Here is a 15,910-nt window from a genome sequence, read left to right as displayed (position 1 = left end):
CTATGAGGTCGTGTAGGAAGACATGAACAATGACTGCTTCTCTCAGCCCTGATAGTGAGGATGGATGTGAATGCTTGTAAGCTTGCGGGACTTGGGCTTTACATACCGCTATGAACGACGACACCTCACCGCGACTGCACACCACCGCCGATGCACAGGGTGCATGGGTGCAGCTGCTAGGGCGCTGGGGTGCGGCAGAGCTGGGGCAGCGCACGAACTGGCGGGCACTGAAGCAGGCACTGAGCAGCAACCGCATCTCTCCGGATGTGGGCTGGGATCTGGAGTCCCTGCAGTGGCTGGACCATATCGGCGCGCAGCTGCTGTGGCAGCACTGGCAGCATCAGTGGCCTGCGCGCGTCCGTGTTTCTGAGGCGCAGCGCGCCATGATCGAGCGTGTGGCCAAGTTTCAGCGTGCCCCCTTGCCGCAGCGACCTTCCATGGGCCTCATGGACCGGGTCAACCAGCTGGGTCTGCTGGTGCTGGGGGCTCTGGGCCACATGCGGCACCTGGTGGAGCTGATCGGTCAGCTGGTGCTGGATCTGGGCTATCTGATTCGCCATCCTCGCCAGGGCCCGTGGCGTGATTTTTCTGGTCATCTGTACAACATGGGGGCCATGGCGCTGCCGATTACGGCGCTGGTGGGCTTTCTGATTGGCGTGGTGCTGGCTTATCTGATGGCGCTGCAGTTGCGGCAGTTCGGGGCAGAGACTTTTATCGTAGACATTCTGGGCATCTCGCTGGTGCGGGAGCTGGGCCCGCTGCTGGCAGCCATTCTGGTGGCTGGCCGTTCGGGTTCGGCCATCACAGCCCAGATTGGTGTGATGCGCGTGACGGAAGAGCTTGACGCCATGCAGGTCATGGGCATACGCCACGGCTTTCGCCTGGTCATGCCGCGTGCCATGGCGCTGGCCCTGTCCATGCCACTGATCAGTCTGTGGACCACGCTGGCAGCGCTGGGTGGCGGCATGCTGGCATCCGATCTGACGCTGGGCATTTCTGCCGCCTATTTTCTGGAAACCCTGCCTAGTGCCGTGAGCATCGGCAATCTGGTGCTGGCCACGGCCAAGTCCGTGGTGTTCGGGGTGTTTATTGCGCTGATTGGCTGTCACTGGGGCCTGCAGGTCAAGCCCAATACGCAGAGCCTGGGTGCGGGGACCACGGCCTCGGTGGTGTCGTCCATCACCATGGTGATCGTGGTGGATGCCATTTTTGCGGTGGCCTTCAAGAATGTGGGGTTCTAAGCCATGACTGAGACTGCCACTACCCCAGCTCCAGCTACGCCACCAGTGGTGGTGATCGACAAGCTGTGGAGCATTTTTGGTGAAGGCGAGCGTGCTTTTGCGGTGCATCAGGATCTGGATCTGACGGTGCACCAGGGCGAAATGCTGTCCATCGTCGGTGGCTCGGGCACGGGCAAGACCGTGCTGCTGCGCCAGATTCTGGGCCTGCTGCACCCTGGCAAGGGTACGGTGACTACGCTGGGCCGCCCGGCAGCCGAGCTGTGCAACGCACAGGCTGCCAGTAGGGTGGGCATGCTGTTTCAGCAGGGGGCGCTGTATTCGGCCTTCAATGTGCTGGAGAACATTGGCTTTGCACTGCGCGAGCAGGGCACACTGCCTGATGCCATGGTCGATGAAGCCGCCATGATCAAGCTGCAGATGGTGGGCCTCAAGCCCGAGCACGCGACGCGCATGCCTTCTGACCTGTCAGGCGGCATGATCAAGCGCGTGGCGCTGGCCCGTGCCCTGATCATGGACCCACCCTTGCTGCTGCTGGACGAACCTACGGCAGGGCTGGACCCGACAAGCTCTGACGAATTCTGCGAACTGCTGCGCGAGCTGCACGACGATCTTGGGCTGACCATGATCATGGTCACGCATGACCTGGACACGCTGTTTGCGCTGTCCAGTCGCGTGGCGGTGCTGGCGGAAAAGCGCGTCATTGTGACGGGCTCGCCGCGCGAGGTGGCGCAGTTCAACCACCCGTTTATTCACACGTTTTTTCAGGGAGAGCGTGGCCGTCGCGCCATGGCTCCTGCCCCTGTTGGAGGGCAATAAGCATGGAAAACAAATCACATGCCATGGCCGCAGGCAGCTTTGTGCTGTGCCTGCTGGCACTGCTGATCGGGCTGACACTATGGCTCACGCGCGATCGCAACGATTACCGGGAGTTCGAAATGACCACGGAAGAAGCCATCAGCGGCCTGCAGAACCAGGCCACGGTGCGCTACAAGGGCGTGGCGGTGGGCAAGGTCACGCTCATTACCTTTGACGATCTGAACAAAGGCCAGGTCCTGATCCGCATTGCCGTAGACAGCAAGGCACCCGTGACGCCTACAGGAACCTATGGCACCCTGGGCTATCAGGGCGTGACGGGGCTGGCCTATGTGCAGCTGGACGATCTGGTGCCCCCCCTGAAGGAAGCGCTACCCAGGGGCGAAAGCGATATTCCGCGCCTGCTGATGAAGGCTTCCCAGCTGAATGTGCTGGCCGATCAGGGCATGAACATCCTCACCCGCGTGGATGAAGCCACAGCACGTATCAACCAGCTGCTGGGCGACGCCAACCAGGAGCGCTTCAGCCAGCTACTGGAAAACCTGGCGCAGGCGGCAGGCAATGTAAGTGCCACGACCCGCGCCATCAACACCACGCTGCATGACAAGGTGGCGCCTGCGGTGCAGGAATTCCCGGCGCTGGCCGAGGATGCGCGCAAAGCCATGCAGGCACTCACACAAGCAGGTACGGAAGCCGCCCATCTGGTGCGTGATGTGCGCCAGATGACCCAGGCCGCCCAGCAGCCCGGAGGGGCGCTGGAGCAGGTGGTCAACAGTGCGCAGTCCATGGCGCGTGCTGCCGAGCGGTTTGACCGCAGCACCTTGCCCAGCATCAATCAGGCGGCGGACGATGTCTCTACCGCTGCGCGCCAGCTCGGCGGCGCAGCCAGCAGCTTTGGAGCCAATCCACAGGCTTTGATTTTTGGCTCGCCCAATGTGCCAGGCCCCGGTGAACCCGGCTTTGTAGCGCCTGCTTCTGGACGATAAGGATGGACCACATGCAACAAGCACAGAAGACCGTATTCCCCGCCAAGCAAGGCCGCTGGTGGTGGGGTGTGACGCTGGCACTGGTGCTCGCAGGCTGCGGCAGCCTGCCCCAGCCCCCACGGCCCATGGCGCGCTATGACCTGGGCGCTGCCGTGCCGGTAGCTACGCAGGCGCAGGCCAGTGCACAGGCAGCGCCTGTGGCGCTGGCTCCTTTGCAGTCGCCCCTGCTGGGCGACGGCAGCACGGCCATGCGCTATCGCCTGACCTATGCCGATGCCCAGGTGCTGCACGCCTACAGCCAGGCGCGCTGGAGTGCGCCACCTGCGAGCCTGGTGCAGCAGCGGCTGGGTGAGCATCTGAGTCAGGGTGGCCGTGTGGTGCTCTACGCCGATGTGGGCGATGCCTTGCCCTCCGTGCAGGGCCAGCGCGTGCCCGTGTTGCGCTGGAGTCTGGAAGAGTTCAGCCAGGTCTTCAGCGCCGAGCAGCAAAGCGCCGCTATGATTCGCCTGCGCGCCACCCTGGTCAACCCATTGCCGCAGGGTGATGTGCTGTTGGCACAGCAGGTGTTTACCGTGCAGCAGCCAGCCACTGCACCCAATGCCGCCGCCGGCGTGCAAGCCATGGTGCAGGCGGTAGATACGCTGGGCCAGCAACTGGTGACATGGATGGATGGTGTGCTCCAGCACCAGCGTTGAATCCCTGAAAAGCCCTTTCCCATCCCCACTGGTGCATGCCGCCAGCGGGGATTTTTTGTTCTGGACGAAACAAAGGTGTCAAGCCATGTATGGCGCTGGTGGAACTTGATGTGGAGCAAGTCCTGTGAGCATGACCTGCCTAAGACTTGCAGCCATTCAAGTTCACACGATCAAAGGAGTTGCCAGATGGCGACATTGGAATGGAGCGAGGCCCTGGTGCTCAACGTTCCCATCATGGATGAGACGCACAGGGAATTTGTCGACCTGCTGACCGAAGTGGAAAACGCAGCCGATGAAGCACTGCTGCCCCTGTGGCAGGCATTGATTAGCCATACCGAGGCCCACTTTGGGCAGGAAGACCGCTGGATGCAGGCCACCGGCTTTGCGGCCGACAACTGCCACAGCACCCAGCATAAGGTGGTGCTGGACATCATGCGTGAAGGCGCCAAGTGCTGCGCCGAAGGCGACTGCAGCATGGTGCGGGGCATGACGCCGGAGCTGGCCGACTGGTTCAGCTACCATGCGCAGACCATGGATGCGGCGCTGGCGCAGCACATGGGCAGTGTGGGCTTTGACCCGGCAACCGGGGCTGTCAGCAACGCCCAGGCCTTGCCGGAGGGGCTGATCAGCGGCTGCGGTGGTGCCTGCTCCAAGCAGGATGACCATGAACAGCACGCCGCGCAGGTGGACAAGGTGGCGCAGCAGGCGCAGGCCGTCAGCGCTGCTGGCAGCGCTTAGCCGTTGAGCACAGGAAAGAGCTTGACCAGCCCGCCCGCCATCACCTCGATGGACAGGGCGGCCAGAATCAGCCCCATCAGACGGGTCATGACGTTGATGCCGGTCTTGCCCAGCACGCGGGCAATGGGCTCGGCCATGGAAAAGCTCCCCCACACGCAGGCTGCCACCACCACGCCATAGCCCACCAGGGCCAGGTGCTGCCAGAAGCTGGTGGCCTGGTCGGCATAAATCACCACCGTGGACATGGCAGCAGGCCCGGTCAGTAGCGGAATGGTCAGTGGCACCACGGCAATGCTGTTGCCCATGGCGGCTTTTTCGGCACCAGCTTCCAGCGTGGGTTCATTGGGGCGCGCCTCGGCAGGGCGTGCATTGAGCATGTTGATGGCGCTGGTCAGCAGCAGCAGGCCGCCGCCGACCTGAAAGCTCTCCAGCGAGATATTGAAGAAGTCCAGCACCTGCAGCCCCAGCAGTGCGCAGGCGGCAATCACCACAAAGGCACTGAAAGCCGCCACGCGGATGGTCTGGGCTTTCTGTGCTTCATCAAACCCCTGTGTGTAATGGATAAAGAACGGCACGATGGCCAGGGGGTTGATGATGGCGACCAGGGTAATCAGCGGTTTGAGATCCATGGGCGAAGAACAGACGGGTGGTGATGCTTCAAGTGGAACGCAGATTGCTTAAAGTTGCTACCTGTGTATGGCAAGCCTATGTGGCGCTTGTGTACATTGGAACACGACACAACAAGGAGAGACAGTGATGGGTCAGTTTGTACAACTTACTGCGCAGGATGGCACGCAAATTCCTGCATGGCTGGCGCAGCCCGATGGCACGCCGCGTGGCGCTGTGGTGGTGCTGCAGGAAATCTTTGGCGTGAATTCGCACATTCGCGCCGTCACCGACCGGCTGGCCGCGCGCGGCTTTGTGGCGATTGCTCCTGCGCTGTTCACGCGCCTGGAGTTTGACGTGCAGCTGGGCTATGACGCAGAAGCCATGGCGCGTGGCATACAACTCAAGGCTGCGGCCGAGGCGCTGCCCGGCGAAGGCGTGATGCAGGACGTGCGCGCTGCCGTGCAGTGGGTGGCGCAGCACAGCGGCTGCAAGGTCGGCGTGGTGGGCTTTTGCTGGGGCGGTCTGCTGACCTGGCGCGCAGCTGGCCTGATTGAAGGCGTTTCGGCCGCCGTCTGCTACTACGGCGGTGGCATGACAGTGCCGCCAGAGATTGCCCGCCAGCCCCAGGTGCCCGTGCTGGCGCACTTTGGAGCCAAGGATGCGCATATTTCGCAGGAGAGCGTGCAGCAGTTCAGCGCGGCACACCCCGAAGTGCAGGTGCATGTGTATGACGCCGACCACGGCTTTAACTGCGACCAGCGCGGCAGCTATGACGATGCCAGCGCCGTGCAGGCCAAGGACCGCACGCTGGAGTTTCTGGATCAGCACCTGAAGGCATAGCCTTAGCGATTCATAAAAAGTAGAGCTTCCTGCGCTTGTGTATCAAGCATTTCAGAATGAAAAGTATCTGAAATGCTGATTTATCAAGCGCTGGCAGCTCTTTTTTTATGACTTTTCGCCGTAGGGCGTGCCCATCAGACTGTCTTTTTCAATAAAGCGCCTGCGCCAGAAGAACACCAGTAGCACCAGGCTGATGCTCAGCATGCCGCCCATGGCCCACCAGAAGCCATCCTGCTCATGCACCAGCGGCAGCACGTCAAAGTTCATGCCGAAGATGGCGGCAATCAGGTTCAGGGGCAGGAAGATGGCCGTCAGCGTGGTCAGCACGCGCATGATGTCGTTGGTGCGGTTGCTCTGCGCGGAAAAGTGCAGCTGGACGGCCGCTTCGGCACTTTGCTCCATGCGGTGCACGTGGTGGATGACGCGCTCGATGTGCTCCAGCACGTCGCGTGAGCGCACCAGCAGCAGCTCCAGCGCGTGGCGCTCGTTGCTGCCGCTGTCGGTGTGCTGCCAGGTGCGCAAGGTGTCGATCCAGTCCTGTACGGCAGCGCGCTGGTCTTCGCAGATTTCATCGAGCTGGTGCAGCGACAGCCGTGCCTGCAGGATCTGCGTCCAGTTGCTGAAGCGCGAGCGTGGGTTCAGCAGGGCCATCTGCCAGATATCGAGCTGGCGCGCCATGTCGCGGCGCAGGCTCTGGTAGCCGTCAATCATCTGGTCCAGCTGGCGCAGCATCAGGTCGGCGCTGCTGGGCGGCAGCCGCGTGGCAATGCTGCGTTTTTCCGGCAGCTTGCCGGGTTCCAGCAGCCGCTGCATGCTCTGGGCGCGCAGCGCACAGGCAGGGGGGTGGATGCTCAGCAGCAGCTGGTCAAACACCGCGTAGCCCACGGGCACGGTCTCCAGCGGCTGCAGGGCGTTCTGCTCCGGCACGCGCGGGAAGTGGCGCAGCCGGCGAAACAGCATCACGTCGTAGTCCGAGGTGAAGTCAAACGTCGAGGGGATCTGCGCGTTCAGCAGGTCCGACACGTGCAGGTCCACCAGCGGCGTGCCGCACAGCTGCTGCAGCAGCGCCTGCACGGCGGGCAGCTGCACTTCCAGCTCTGGCCGCTCTGCCGAGAGCCAGTAAAAGCCATCGTCCTCAGGTGGTGCCAGGGGCTGCGGTGCAGCGCCCGGCCATTCGCCCAGGTCGTGTACGGTTTTGCGGGAAGGCTGGATGAGCAGCAGTCGCATAGTTCAAGCTCAAAATGGGTGGAAACGCAGGTGTAGCAAGCGCTGGCAGCTATGAAAAATAAAAAAGGCAGTCCGCAGACTGCCTGGTGCTTCCAGCCTTGGATGGGGCTAGCTTACAGACCGCGCAGCTTCTTGGCTGCGTCGATGGCAAAGTAGGTCAGGATGCCGTCGGCCCCGGCGCGCTTGAAGGCCAGCAGGGCTTCCATCATCACGGCGTCGTGGTCCAGCCAGCCATTGGCCGCAGCGGCCTTGATCATGGCGTATTCGCCCGAGACCTGGTAGGCAAAGGTGGGCACCTTGAACTCGTCCTTGACGCGGCGCACGATGTCCAGATACGGCATGCCGGGCTTGACCATGACCATGTCTGCGCCTTCGGCAATGTCCATGGCGACTTCGCGCAGGGCTTCGTCGGAGTTGGCAGGGTCCATCTGGTAGACGTTCTTGTCGGCCTTGCCCAGCGCGCCGCGTGTGCCCACGGCGTCACGGAAGGGGCCGTAGAAGCTGCTGGCGTACTTGGCGCTGTAGGCCATGATCTTGGTGTAGATATGGCCCTGCAGCTCCAGTGCTTCGCGGATGGCTCCAATGCGGCCATCCATCATGTCGCTGGGCGCGACCATGTCGGCACCGGCTTCGGCGTGGTTCAGGGCCTGGCCCACCAGCACTTCCACGGTTTCGTCGTTGAGGATGTAGCCGGTCTCGTCCAGGATGCCGTCCTGGCCGTGGCTGGTGTAGGGGTCCAGGGCCACGTCGGTCATCACGCCCAGCTGGGGGAATTCTTTCTTGAGTGCACGGATGACGCGGGGGATCAGACCATCGGGGTTCAGGGCTTCCTTGCCATCAGGGGCCTTCAGATCGGCATCAATGGCGGGGAACAGCGCCATCACGGGGATTTCCAGCTTCACGCACTCTTCGGCCACAGGCAGCAGCAGGTCCAGACTCAGGCGATCCACGCCGGGCATGGAGGGCACGACCTCGCGGCGGTTCTGACCCTCATGCACGAACACAGGGTAGATGAAGTCGTGTGCCGACAGGTGGCTTTCGCGCACCAGGTTACGGGTGAAGGCGTCACGGCGCAGACGGCGTGGACGGCTTTGCGGGAAAGGGGTAGGGCTAGACAGATGCATACCCACCATTGTGCGCCTGTTACACAGCGCTGGCGAGTGCATGCAGCACGAAGCAGGGTGGCGGGATTACCCGGGTGTGCAGCTTGGGGGGGAATGCTAGATTGGGCTCCGAAAGCAGCTGGCTGCTTTCCCTGCTTCACCTCCCTGAGCAGGCCTCTTTTTGGAGGATTTCAGAGCCCGGCACTGCCGGGCTTTTTTTGTGCCATCGGGCCAGCTTACACTGTGCCCATGCTATGGATTAAAGCTTTTCATATCGTTTTTGTGGCCAGCTGGTTTGCCGGTTTGTTCTATCTGCCACGCATTTTTGTGAACCTGGCCATGGTGACGCCCGGTTCCGTGTCAGAGCGTGAGCGCCTGATCGGCATGGCACAGCGTTTGCTGCGCTTTACCACCATGCTGGCCGTGCCTGCGCTGGCGCTCGGTGTGTGGCTGTGGCTGGGCTATGGATTTGCGGGGGGCTGGCTGCATGCCAAGCTGCTGCTGGTGGCGCTGGTGGTGGTCTATCACTACAGCTGCTCGCGCCTGTTGCGCCAGCTGGCGGCGGAAACCTGCCAGCGCAGCCATCGCTGGTTTCGCTGGTACAACGAAGTGCCCGTGCTCCTGCTGACTGCCATTGTGATTCTGGTGGTCGTCAAGCCTTTTTAATGTGGTGATGCTGCGCTGAAAGGGGCAGTCTGTGTTCCGAACTTTGGCATGGCCGCTGGCCCTGCTCTACACCGCGCTGATTGTGTTTGCCAGTCTGTTCCCCTTTGAAGGCTGGCGTGCCCAGGGTATTTCGCCCTGGGTGTTTGTGACCGCACCACTGCCTCCACCGTACTGGACGTGGTTTGACGTCAACATCAATATTGCAGGCTATGTACCCCTGGGCTTTTTGCTGGCCCTGGGCTGCCTGCGCAGCGGGCTGCGCCATGCCGCCGTGCCGCTGGCCTTTGTGCTGGGCGCGCTGCTGTCGCTGAGCATGGAGTTTCTGCAGATCTTCCTGCCACGGCGTGTGCCTTCCAATCTGGACTTTGTGCTCAATGCGGGCGGTGCGCTGCTGGGTGCTTTGCTCGCCGGTGTGCTGGCGTGGATAGGGGTGCTCGAGCGCTGGAATAGCTTGCGCCAGCGCTGGGTGGGGGAGCAGGAGCCCGGCGGCATGGTGCTGCTGGGGCTGTGGCCTGTGGCGCTGCTGTTTCCTTCTGGCCTGCCATTCGGGCTGGGACAGGTGCTGGAGCGTCTGGACAAGACGCTGGACCGCTGGCTGGAGGGCACCCCCTTCATGGACTGGCTGCCGCTGCGTGAAGAACCGCTGGTGCCGCTGGCGCCCAGTGCGGAAATGCTGTGCGTCATGCTCGGGGTGCTGGCGCCCTGCCTGCTGGCCTATCTGCTGCTGCCATCGGTGGCCCGGCGTGCCGTGCTGGCGGTGCTGATCGTGCTGGCTGGCATCGGGGCCACGCTGCTGTCCTCCGCCATGGCCTATGGCCCCAACCATGCATGGGAATGGTTCACACTGCCCACCCAGGTGGGGCTGGGGGCTGCCGTGCTGCTGGCCGCTGCCGCGCTGCCGGTGCCGCGCCGCTGGTGCGCCGTGCTGCTGATGCTGGTGCTGATGTGGCAGCTCAACTGGCTCAATCAGGCTCCGCTGAACCCTTACTTTGCGGACCACCTGCAGTCCTGGGAGCAGGGGCGCTTCATGCGCTTTTACGGGGTCGGGCAGTGGCTGGGCTGGATCTGGCCCTATGCCGTGCTGGCGTATGTGGCTTTGCAACTGACCCGGCGTCAGGCGGCTCCTAGAATGAATGCATCATGAGCGAGAACACACCCAGCGGCTACTACAGCCGCCATATTTTCTTCTGCCTGAATGAGCGCCCCAATGGTGAAGACTGCTGCCATCTGCACGGTGCCAAGGCAGGTTTTGACCGTTGCAAAAAGGCCATAAAGGAAGCAGGCCTGGCAGGCAAGGGGCAGGTGCGTGTGAACAAGGCCGGCTGCCTGGACCGCTGTGCGGCGGGCCCCGTGGCCGTGGTCTATCCCGAAGGCACCTGGTACACCTTTGTCGATGAGGCAGATATCGACGAAATCGTGGAATCGCACCTCAAAAATGGTCAGGTCGTGGAGCGTCTGCTGGTGCCTCCGGAACTTGGCCGTTAAATCAGACTCCTACGCCGATTAAGAGACTTTTTGCCGCTCAGCGCTTGCCAGTCAAGCGCTGCTAGCTATCAATGAGAGAGTTGTCACAGGGGGGCACTTGAACGCACAGACCGAACGATTCATGTTGACCGGCATGGCAGGCCAGATTGAGGCGCTGCGTGACCGTCCTGCAGGTACGCCCAAGGGGGTGGCGGTGATTGCACATCCGCATCCGCTGTTCGGGGGCACGATGGACAACAAGGTGGTGCAGACCCTGGCGCGTGCCTTCGTGCAGACCGGCTGGGAAGCCATTCGTTTCAATTTCCGTGGTGTGGGTGCCAGCGAAGGCGTGCACGATGCAGGCAAGGGTGAGGCCCAGGATCTGCTGGAAGTCGTGCGCCAGGTGGCGCCTCAGGGGCCGCTGGCGCTGGCGGGCTTTTCTTTTGGCGCTTTTGTGACCACCCATGCCGTGGCCTCGCTGTGGGAAACCGGCCGTGTGGAAAAGGTGGTGCTGGTGGGCACCGCTGCCAGCCGCTTTGAGCCAGCGACTTTGCCGCCAGAGGCGCATGCACGCACGCTGGTGCTGCATGGTGAAAAGGATGACACCGTGCCACTGCAGTCCGTGATGGACTGGGCGCGCCCCCAGATTCTGCCGGTGACCGTCATCCCCGATGGAGGACATTTCTTCCACGGGCAATTGCCCTTGCTCAAGGGTCTGGTGGCTCGCCACCTGAGCGCTTCGCACGGCTGAAGCGTGCCTTCTTTGATTCTGAAGAAACCGAGTTGTTCATGAAACCTATTTTTTCGACCCTGCGCACACTGGCGCTGACGGCTGCTCTGGCTCCGCTGTGGGCCAATGCCCAGATTGCACAGTTGCAGCCACCAGAAATCGCTGCCAACAACTATTTGCTGGTGGATGTGACGGCCAACCAGATTCTGGCGGCCAAGGATGTGGATGTTGCGATCGAGCCCGCATCGCTGACCAAGCTGATGACGGCCTACCTGGTGTTTGATGCGCTGCGCGCCAAGAAGATCACGCTGGAGCAGCGTCTGCCTGTGAGCGAGCAGGCCTGGAAGATGCCCGGCTCGCGCATGTTTATCGACCCCAAGATGCAGGTGCCTGTGGAAGACCTGCTCAAGGGCATGATCGTGCAGTCTGGCAATGACGCCACCATGGCGCTGGCTGAAGGCGTGGGCGGCACCAAGGAAAACTTTGTGCGCCTGATGAACGAGCAGGCCAAGGCGCTGGGCATGAACGGGACTTCCTACAAGAACCCCGAAGGTCTGACCGAGCCTGGTCACTACACCACCGCACGTGACCTGGCGACGCTGGCCATGCGCCTGATGCGTGACTTCCCCGAATACACGCACTACTACGCCATCAAGGACTATCGCTACGAAGGCACGCCCGCGGCCAACAGTCGCAACCGCAATGCGCTGCTGTTTCGCGACCCCACGGTGGATGGTCTGAAGACCGGCCACACCAATGCCGCAGGCTACTGTCTGGTCGCTACGGCCAATCGCGATATTCCCAATGTGGGAGGCCGTCGCCTGCTGTCCATCCTGCTGGGTGCTGCCAGCGACAATGCGCGCGCCAACGAAAGCCAGAAGCTGCTGAACTGGGGCTACACCGCCTATGACGCAGTCAAGCTGTTCGATGCGGGGCAGACCATGGAAGAAGCGCCCATCTGGAAGGGCTCGCAAAGCACGATCAAGATTGGTCGTGAAACACCTACCGTGGTGACCGTGCCTTCCGGCAGCTCCGGCAAGGTGACGACCCAGATCGTGCGCACAGATCCTTTGATGGCTCCTGTTACCAAGGGCCAGCAAGTCGGTGTACTGAAGGTGATGGTGGCAGATCAGGTGGCGGCTGAGCTGCCCATCTTCGCGCAGGAAAGCGTGACGGAGGGCGGTTTCTTTGGTCGTACCTGGGACGCCATCCGTCTGTGGATTCGCTAAGCAGTCCGGTGACAGCAGCAGGCAGGCTAAGGCCTTCAAAGTGCCTGCTGTTTAATCACAGGTGACTTGCTCAGGGTTTCCCAAATTGGTACAGTGGAGGGCTTTTCGGTATTTCCGAAGGGTTTCACGTTTTCGTTTTTTACGTTTAGGGACGTATATATGCCAACCATTAACCAACTCGTGCGTCAGGGCCGCACGGTAGAAGTTGTTAAATCCAAGAGCCCTGCTATGGAAAACTGCCCTCAGCGTCGTGGCGTCTGCACTCGCGTGTACACCACAACACCTAAGAAGCCTAACTCGGCTTTGCGTAAGGTGGCTAAGGTGCGTCTGACCAACGGTTTCGAAGTGATTTCGTACATCGGCGGTGAAGGCCACAACCTGCAAGAGCACAGCGTGGTGCTGGTGCGCGGCGGTCGTGTAAAGGACTTGCCTGGTGTGCGTTACCACATCGTTCGCGGTTCTCTGGACCTGCAAGGTGTGAAGGACCGTAAGCAAGCCCGTTCCAAGTACGGTGCTAAGAAGCCTAAGGCTAAGTAATCAGCCCTGGTTCTGAAACACATCGGTGTTTGATTCGCCTGACTGGCGCGGTCAAACGTAGTGGCCCTAAACGCAAATGGTTTGCGCGGGTCGAGTAAGTGGGAGTCCAGAGATTGACTCTCGCGGTGTCTGAAAAGTCACCAACTGAAGCAAAGATAGAGGTAAAAAATGCCACGTCGTCGCGAAGTCCCCAAACGTGAAATCCTGCCGGATCCTAAGTTCGGCAATGTTGAGCTGTCCAAATTCATGAACGTGATCATGGAAGGCGGCAAGAAGGCAGTTGCAGAGCGCATCATCTACGGTGCCCTGGAACTGATCGCCAAGAAGCAGCCTGAGAAGGATGCTCTGGAAGTGTTCACCACGGCTATCAACAATGTGAAGCCTATGGTGGAAGTGAAGTCCCGTCGTGTTGGCGGTGCTAACTACCAAGTGCCTGTGGAAGTGCGTCCCGTCCGTCGTCTGGCTCTGTCCATGCGCTGGATCAAGGAAGCTGCTCGCAAGCGTAGCGAAAAGTCGATGGCCCAACGTCTGGCCAACGAACTGATGGAAGCTACCGAAGGCCGTGGCGGCGCCATGAAGAAGCGTGACGAAGTGCACCGTATGGCTGAAGCCAACAAGGCATTCAGCCACTTCCGCTTCTAATCTGCTTGTAGCAGTTTGAAACAAGACGGGCCGCTCGCAACTCTTGCGGCGGCCTTGTCTCGATTCAAGGCACCCCCATATAGAACTGCTGGCCCCGGCGCACAAGGCAGGGTGATCGCAGACTCTCCCCCGATCAATCAAGGATCAATCATGGCTCGCAAGACCCCCATTGGCCGCTATCGCAATATCGGTATCTCGGCCCACATTGACGCAGGTAAGACCACTACCACTGAACGTATCCTGTTCTATACAGGCGTGACCCACAAGCTGGGCGAAGTGCACGACGGCGCTGCAACTACCGACTGGATGGAGCAAGAGCAAGAGCGCGGTATCACCATTACTTCCGCTGCTGTGACCTGCTTCTGGAAGGGTATGGACATGTCCTACCCCGAGCACCGCTTCAACATCATCGACACCCCCGGCCACGTGGACTTCACGATTGAAGTGGAACGTTCCATGCGCGTGCTAGACGGCGCTTGCATGGTGTACTGCGCTGTGGGCGGTGTGCAGCCCCAGTCTGAAACCGTGTGGCGTCAGGCTAACAAGTACAAGGTGCCTCGTCTGGCCTTCGTGAACAAGATGGACCGTACCGGCGCCAACTTCTTCAAGGTGGTGGACCAGATCAAGACCCGCTTGAAGGGTAACCCCGTGCCTGTCGTGGTGCCAATCGGTGCTGAAGACAACTTCAAGGGCGTGGTTGACCTGCTGAAGATGAAGGCCATCATCTGGGACGAAGCTTCTCAGGGCATGAAGTTCGAATACGCTGAAATCCCCGCTGACGTCAAGGAAGTGGCTGAGAAGTGGCGTGAAAACATGGTGGAAGCTGCTGCTGAAGCCAATGAAGACCTGATGAACAAGTACCTGGAAGAAGGTACTTTGTCTGAAGAAGAGATCAAGCAAGGTCTGCGTGCACGTACTCTGGCTGTGGAAATTCAGCCTATGCTGTGCGGCACAGCGTTCAAGAACAAGGGTGTGCAGCGTATGCTGGACGCCGTGATCGACTACCTGCCTTCGCCTGTGGATATCCCAGACGTGGAAGGTACCGATCCTGACGACGAAGAGAAGAAGCTGTCGCGCAAGGCTGACGACGAAGAGAAGTTCTCTGCCTTGGCATTCAAGCTGATGACCGACCCCTTCGTTGGTCAGCTGACTTTCGTGCGCGTGTACTCGGGCGTTCTGTCCAAGGGCGAGACCGTTCTGAATGCTGTGAAGGGCAAGAAAGAGCGTATCGGCCGTATCGTGCAGATGATGGCAAACGACCGCGTGGAAGTGGAAGAAATCCGCGCTGGCGACATCGCTGCTTGCGTGGGCCTGAAGGATGTGACCACTGGTGAAACCCTGTGCGACATCTCTGCTCCTATCGTGCTGGAACGCATGGTGTTCCCTGAGCCCGTGATTGCACAGGCTGTGGAGCCCAAGTCCAAGGCTGACCAGGAAAAGATGGGTATTGCCCTGTCGCGTCTGGCTGCTGAAGACCCATCCTTCCGCGTGCGTACCGACGAAGAATCCGGTCAGACCATCATCGCCGGTATGGGCGAGCTGCACCTGGAAATTATCGTTGACCGTATGAAGCGCGAGTTCAACGTGGAAGCCAACGTGGGCAAGCCCCAGGTTGCCTACCGCGAAACCGTGCGCAACACCGTCAAGGACGTGGACGGCAAGTTCGTTCGCCAGTCCGGTGGTAAGGGTCAGTACGGTCACGTGGTGTTCACACTGGAGCCCCTGGAGGCAGGTAAGGGCTTTGAGTTCGTGGATGAAATCAAGGGCGGCGTGGTGCCTCGCGAATACATCCCTGCAGTGCAGAAGGGTGTGGAAGAAGCACTGACCTCCGGCGTGCTGGCTGGCTACCCTGTGGTGGACGTTCGCGTGCGTCTGACTTTCGGTTCGTACCACGATGTGGACTCGTCCGAACAGGCGTTCAAGATGGCCGCCATCTTCGGTTTCAAGGAAGCTGCCAAGAAGGCCAGCCCCGTCATCCTGGAACCCATGATGGCTGTGGAAGTGGAAACACCTGAAGACTACGCTGGTACCGTGATGGGTGACCTGTCTTCTCGCCGCGGTATGGTGCAGGGCATGGACGACATGGTTGGTGGCGGCAAGGCCATCAAGGCTGAAGTGCCTCTGTCCGAAATGTTCGGCTACGCCACTCAGCTGCGTTCCATGACACAGGGTCGTGCGACCTACACCATGGAATTCAAGCACTACTCTGAAGCGCCTCGTAACGTGGCTGAAGCCATCGTTGCTGCACGCGCCAAGTAATTGCCAGATCGGTCATAATTGACCGTTTGGTTGCAGTGGCTGTCGAAAGACGGCTGCTGCAGTTAGATTGCCGGTCTGCGACTGCATGCCACTTTGTTGTCTGTGCGAAGTGAACAAGCAATGTGGTGCAG

17 protein-coding genes are annotated in these 15,910 nt (G+C 60.8%); 14 read left to right on the top strand and 3 right to left on the bottom strand.

Features of this window, described 5'->3' with window-relative positions; translation table 11 throughout:
* Positions 1–110 precede the first annotated feature (110 nt).
* The 5 genes from B5M06_RS04995 to B5M06_RS04975 all read left to right on the top strand — a co-directional run bounded on the left by B5M06_RS04995 (position 111) and on the right by B5M06_RS04975 (position 4,473).
* Positions 111–1,241: an MlaE family ABC transporter permease gene (locus B5M06_RS04995; protein WP_054066194.1), complete on the top strand. Its 1,131-nt coding sequence runs from the start codon at positions 111–113 to the stop codon at positions 1,239–1,241.
* Between the two features lie 3 nt (positions 1,242–1,244).
* Positions 1,245–2,057, top strand: a complete 813-nt coding sequence (locus tag B5M06_RS04990; RefSeq protein ID WP_054066195.1) for an ABC transporter ATP-binding protein — start codon at positions 1,245–1,247, stop codon at positions 2,055–2,057.
* Positions 2,058–2,059: 2 nt separating this feature from the next.
* Entirely contained in the window at positions 2,060–3,040 is a 981-nt protein-coding gene (locus tag B5M06_RS04985; protein WP_054066196.1) for an MlaD family protein, read from the top strand.
* A gap of 11 nt (positions 3,041–3,051) precedes the next feature.
* Positions 3,052–3,735 carry an ABC-type transport auxiliary lipoprotein family protein gene (locus B5M06_RS04980; RefSeq protein ID WP_114070912.1) on the top strand — a complete coding sequence of 228 codons (684 nt, stop codon included), beginning with the start codon at positions 3,052–3,054 and terminating at the stop codon, positions 3,733–3,735.
* Positions 3,736–3,921: 186 nt separating this feature from the next.
* The gene (locus tag B5M06_RS04975) at positions 3,922–4,473 is read left to right on the top strand and encodes a hemerythrin domain-containing protein (protein ID WP_054066198.1); all 552 of its coding nucleotides are present in this window, start codon (positions 3,922–3,924) and stop codon (positions 4,471–4,473) included.
* Here B5M06_RS04975 and B5M06_RS04970 read toward each other — a convergent pair.
* Entirely contained in the window at positions 4,470–5,102 is a 633-nt protein-coding gene (locus B5M06_RS04970) for a MarC family protein (RefSeq protein WP_054066199.1), read from the bottom strand. The two genes, B5M06_RS04975 and B5M06_RS04970, sit on opposite strands and share 4 nt — an antisense overlap.
* Before the next feature lie 127 nt (positions 5,103–5,229).
* Here B5M06_RS04970 and B5M06_RS04965 point away from each other — a divergent pair, with 127 nt between their 5' ends.
* Positions 5,230–5,922: a dienelactone hydrolase family protein gene (locus tag B5M06_RS04965; RefSeq protein WP_054066200.1), complete on the top strand. Its 693-nt coding sequence runs from the start codon at positions 5,230–5,232 to the stop codon at positions 5,920–5,922.
* Positions 5,923–6,027: 105 nt separating this feature from the next.
* Here B5M06_RS04965 and B5M06_RS04960 read toward each other — a convergent pair whose 3' ends face one another.
* Both B5M06_RS04960 and hemB read right to left on the bottom strand, forming a co-directional pair.
* Positions 6,028–7,149: a magnesium transporter CorA family protein gene (locus tag B5M06_RS04960; protein ID WP_077345227.1), complete on the bottom strand. Its 1,122-nt coding sequence runs from the start codon at positions 7,147–7,149 to the stop codon at positions 6,028–6,030.
* A 113-nt stretch (positions 7,150–7,262) separates the two neighbouring features.
* Positions 7,263–8,273, bottom strand: a complete 1,011-nt coding sequence (gene hemB, locus B5M06_RS04955; RefSeq protein WP_054066210.1) for a porphobilinogen synthase — start codon at positions 8,271–8,273, stop codon at positions 7,263–7,265.
* Positions 8,274–8,501: 228 nt separating this feature from the next.
* Between hemB and B5M06_RS04950 the strand changes: the two genes are divergently transcribed.
* The 8 genes from B5M06_RS04950 to fusA all read left to right on the top strand — a co-directional run bounded on the left by B5M06_RS04950 (position 8,502) and on the right by fusA (position 15,779).
* Positions 8,502–8,918 (top strand): CopD family protein, encoded by a 417-nt coding sequence (locus B5M06_RS04950; protein WP_054066201.1) that lies wholly within the window; start codon positions 8,502–8,504, stop codon positions 8,916–8,918.
* Positions 8,919–8,949: 31 nt separating this feature from the next.
* Positions 8,950–10,062, top strand: coding sequence for a VanZ family protein (locus B5M06_RS04945; protein ID WP_054066202.1), 1,113 nt, complete (start codon positions 8,950–8,952; stop codon positions 10,060–10,062).
* A complete protein-coding gene (locus tag B5M06_RS04940; protein WP_054066203.1) occupies positions 10,059–10,403 on the top strand; it encodes a (2Fe-2S) ferredoxin domain-containing protein in 345 nt (114 codons plus the stop codon). The genes B5M06_RS04945 and B5M06_RS04940 overlap by 4 nt, the downstream gene beginning before the upstream one ends.
* A 97-nt stretch (positions 10,404–10,500) precedes the next feature.
* Positions 10,501–11,133 carry an alpha/beta hydrolase gene (locus tag B5M06_RS04935; RefSeq protein ID WP_054066204.1) on the top strand — a complete coding sequence of 211 codons (633 nt, stop codon included), beginning with the start codon at positions 10,501–10,503 and terminating at the stop codon, positions 11,131–11,133.
* A 38-nt stretch (positions 11,134–11,171) separates the two neighbouring features.
* The gene (locus B5M06_RS04930; RefSeq protein ID WP_054066205.1) at positions 11,172–12,341 is read left to right on the top strand and encodes a D-alanyl-D-alanine carboxypeptidase family protein; all 1,170 of its coding nucleotides are present in this window, start codon (positions 11,172–11,174) and stop codon (positions 12,339–12,341) included.
* A gap of 159 nt (positions 12,342–12,500) precedes the next feature.
* A complete protein-coding gene (rpsL, locus tag B5M06_RS04925; protein WP_003059441.1) occupies positions 12,501–12,878 on the top strand; it encodes a 30S ribosomal protein S12 in 378 nt (125 codons plus the stop codon).
* 168 nt (positions 12,879–13,046) lie between these two features.
* The gene (rpsG, locus tag B5M06_RS04920) at positions 13,047–13,520 is read left to right on the top strand and encodes a 30S ribosomal protein S7 (RefSeq protein WP_054066206.1); all 474 of its coding nucleotides are present in this window, start codon (positions 13,047–13,049) and stop codon (positions 13,518–13,520) included.
* Positions 13,521–13,670: 150 nt separating this feature from the next.
* A complete protein-coding gene (gene fusA / locus B5M06_RS04915) occupies positions 13,671–15,779 on the top strand; it encodes an elongation factor G (RefSeq protein ID WP_054066207.1) in 2,109 nt (702 codons plus the stop codon).
* Positions 15,780–15,910: the final 131 nt, after the last annotated feature.

This window comes from Comamonas kerstersii (assembly GCF_002056725.1).
Taxonomy (GTDB): domain Bacteria; phylum Pseudomonadota; class Gammaproteobacteria; order Burkholderiales; family Burkholderiaceae_C; genus Comamonas; species Comamonas kerstersii.
This window is presented reverse-complemented; position numbering and strand designations above follow the sequence as displayed.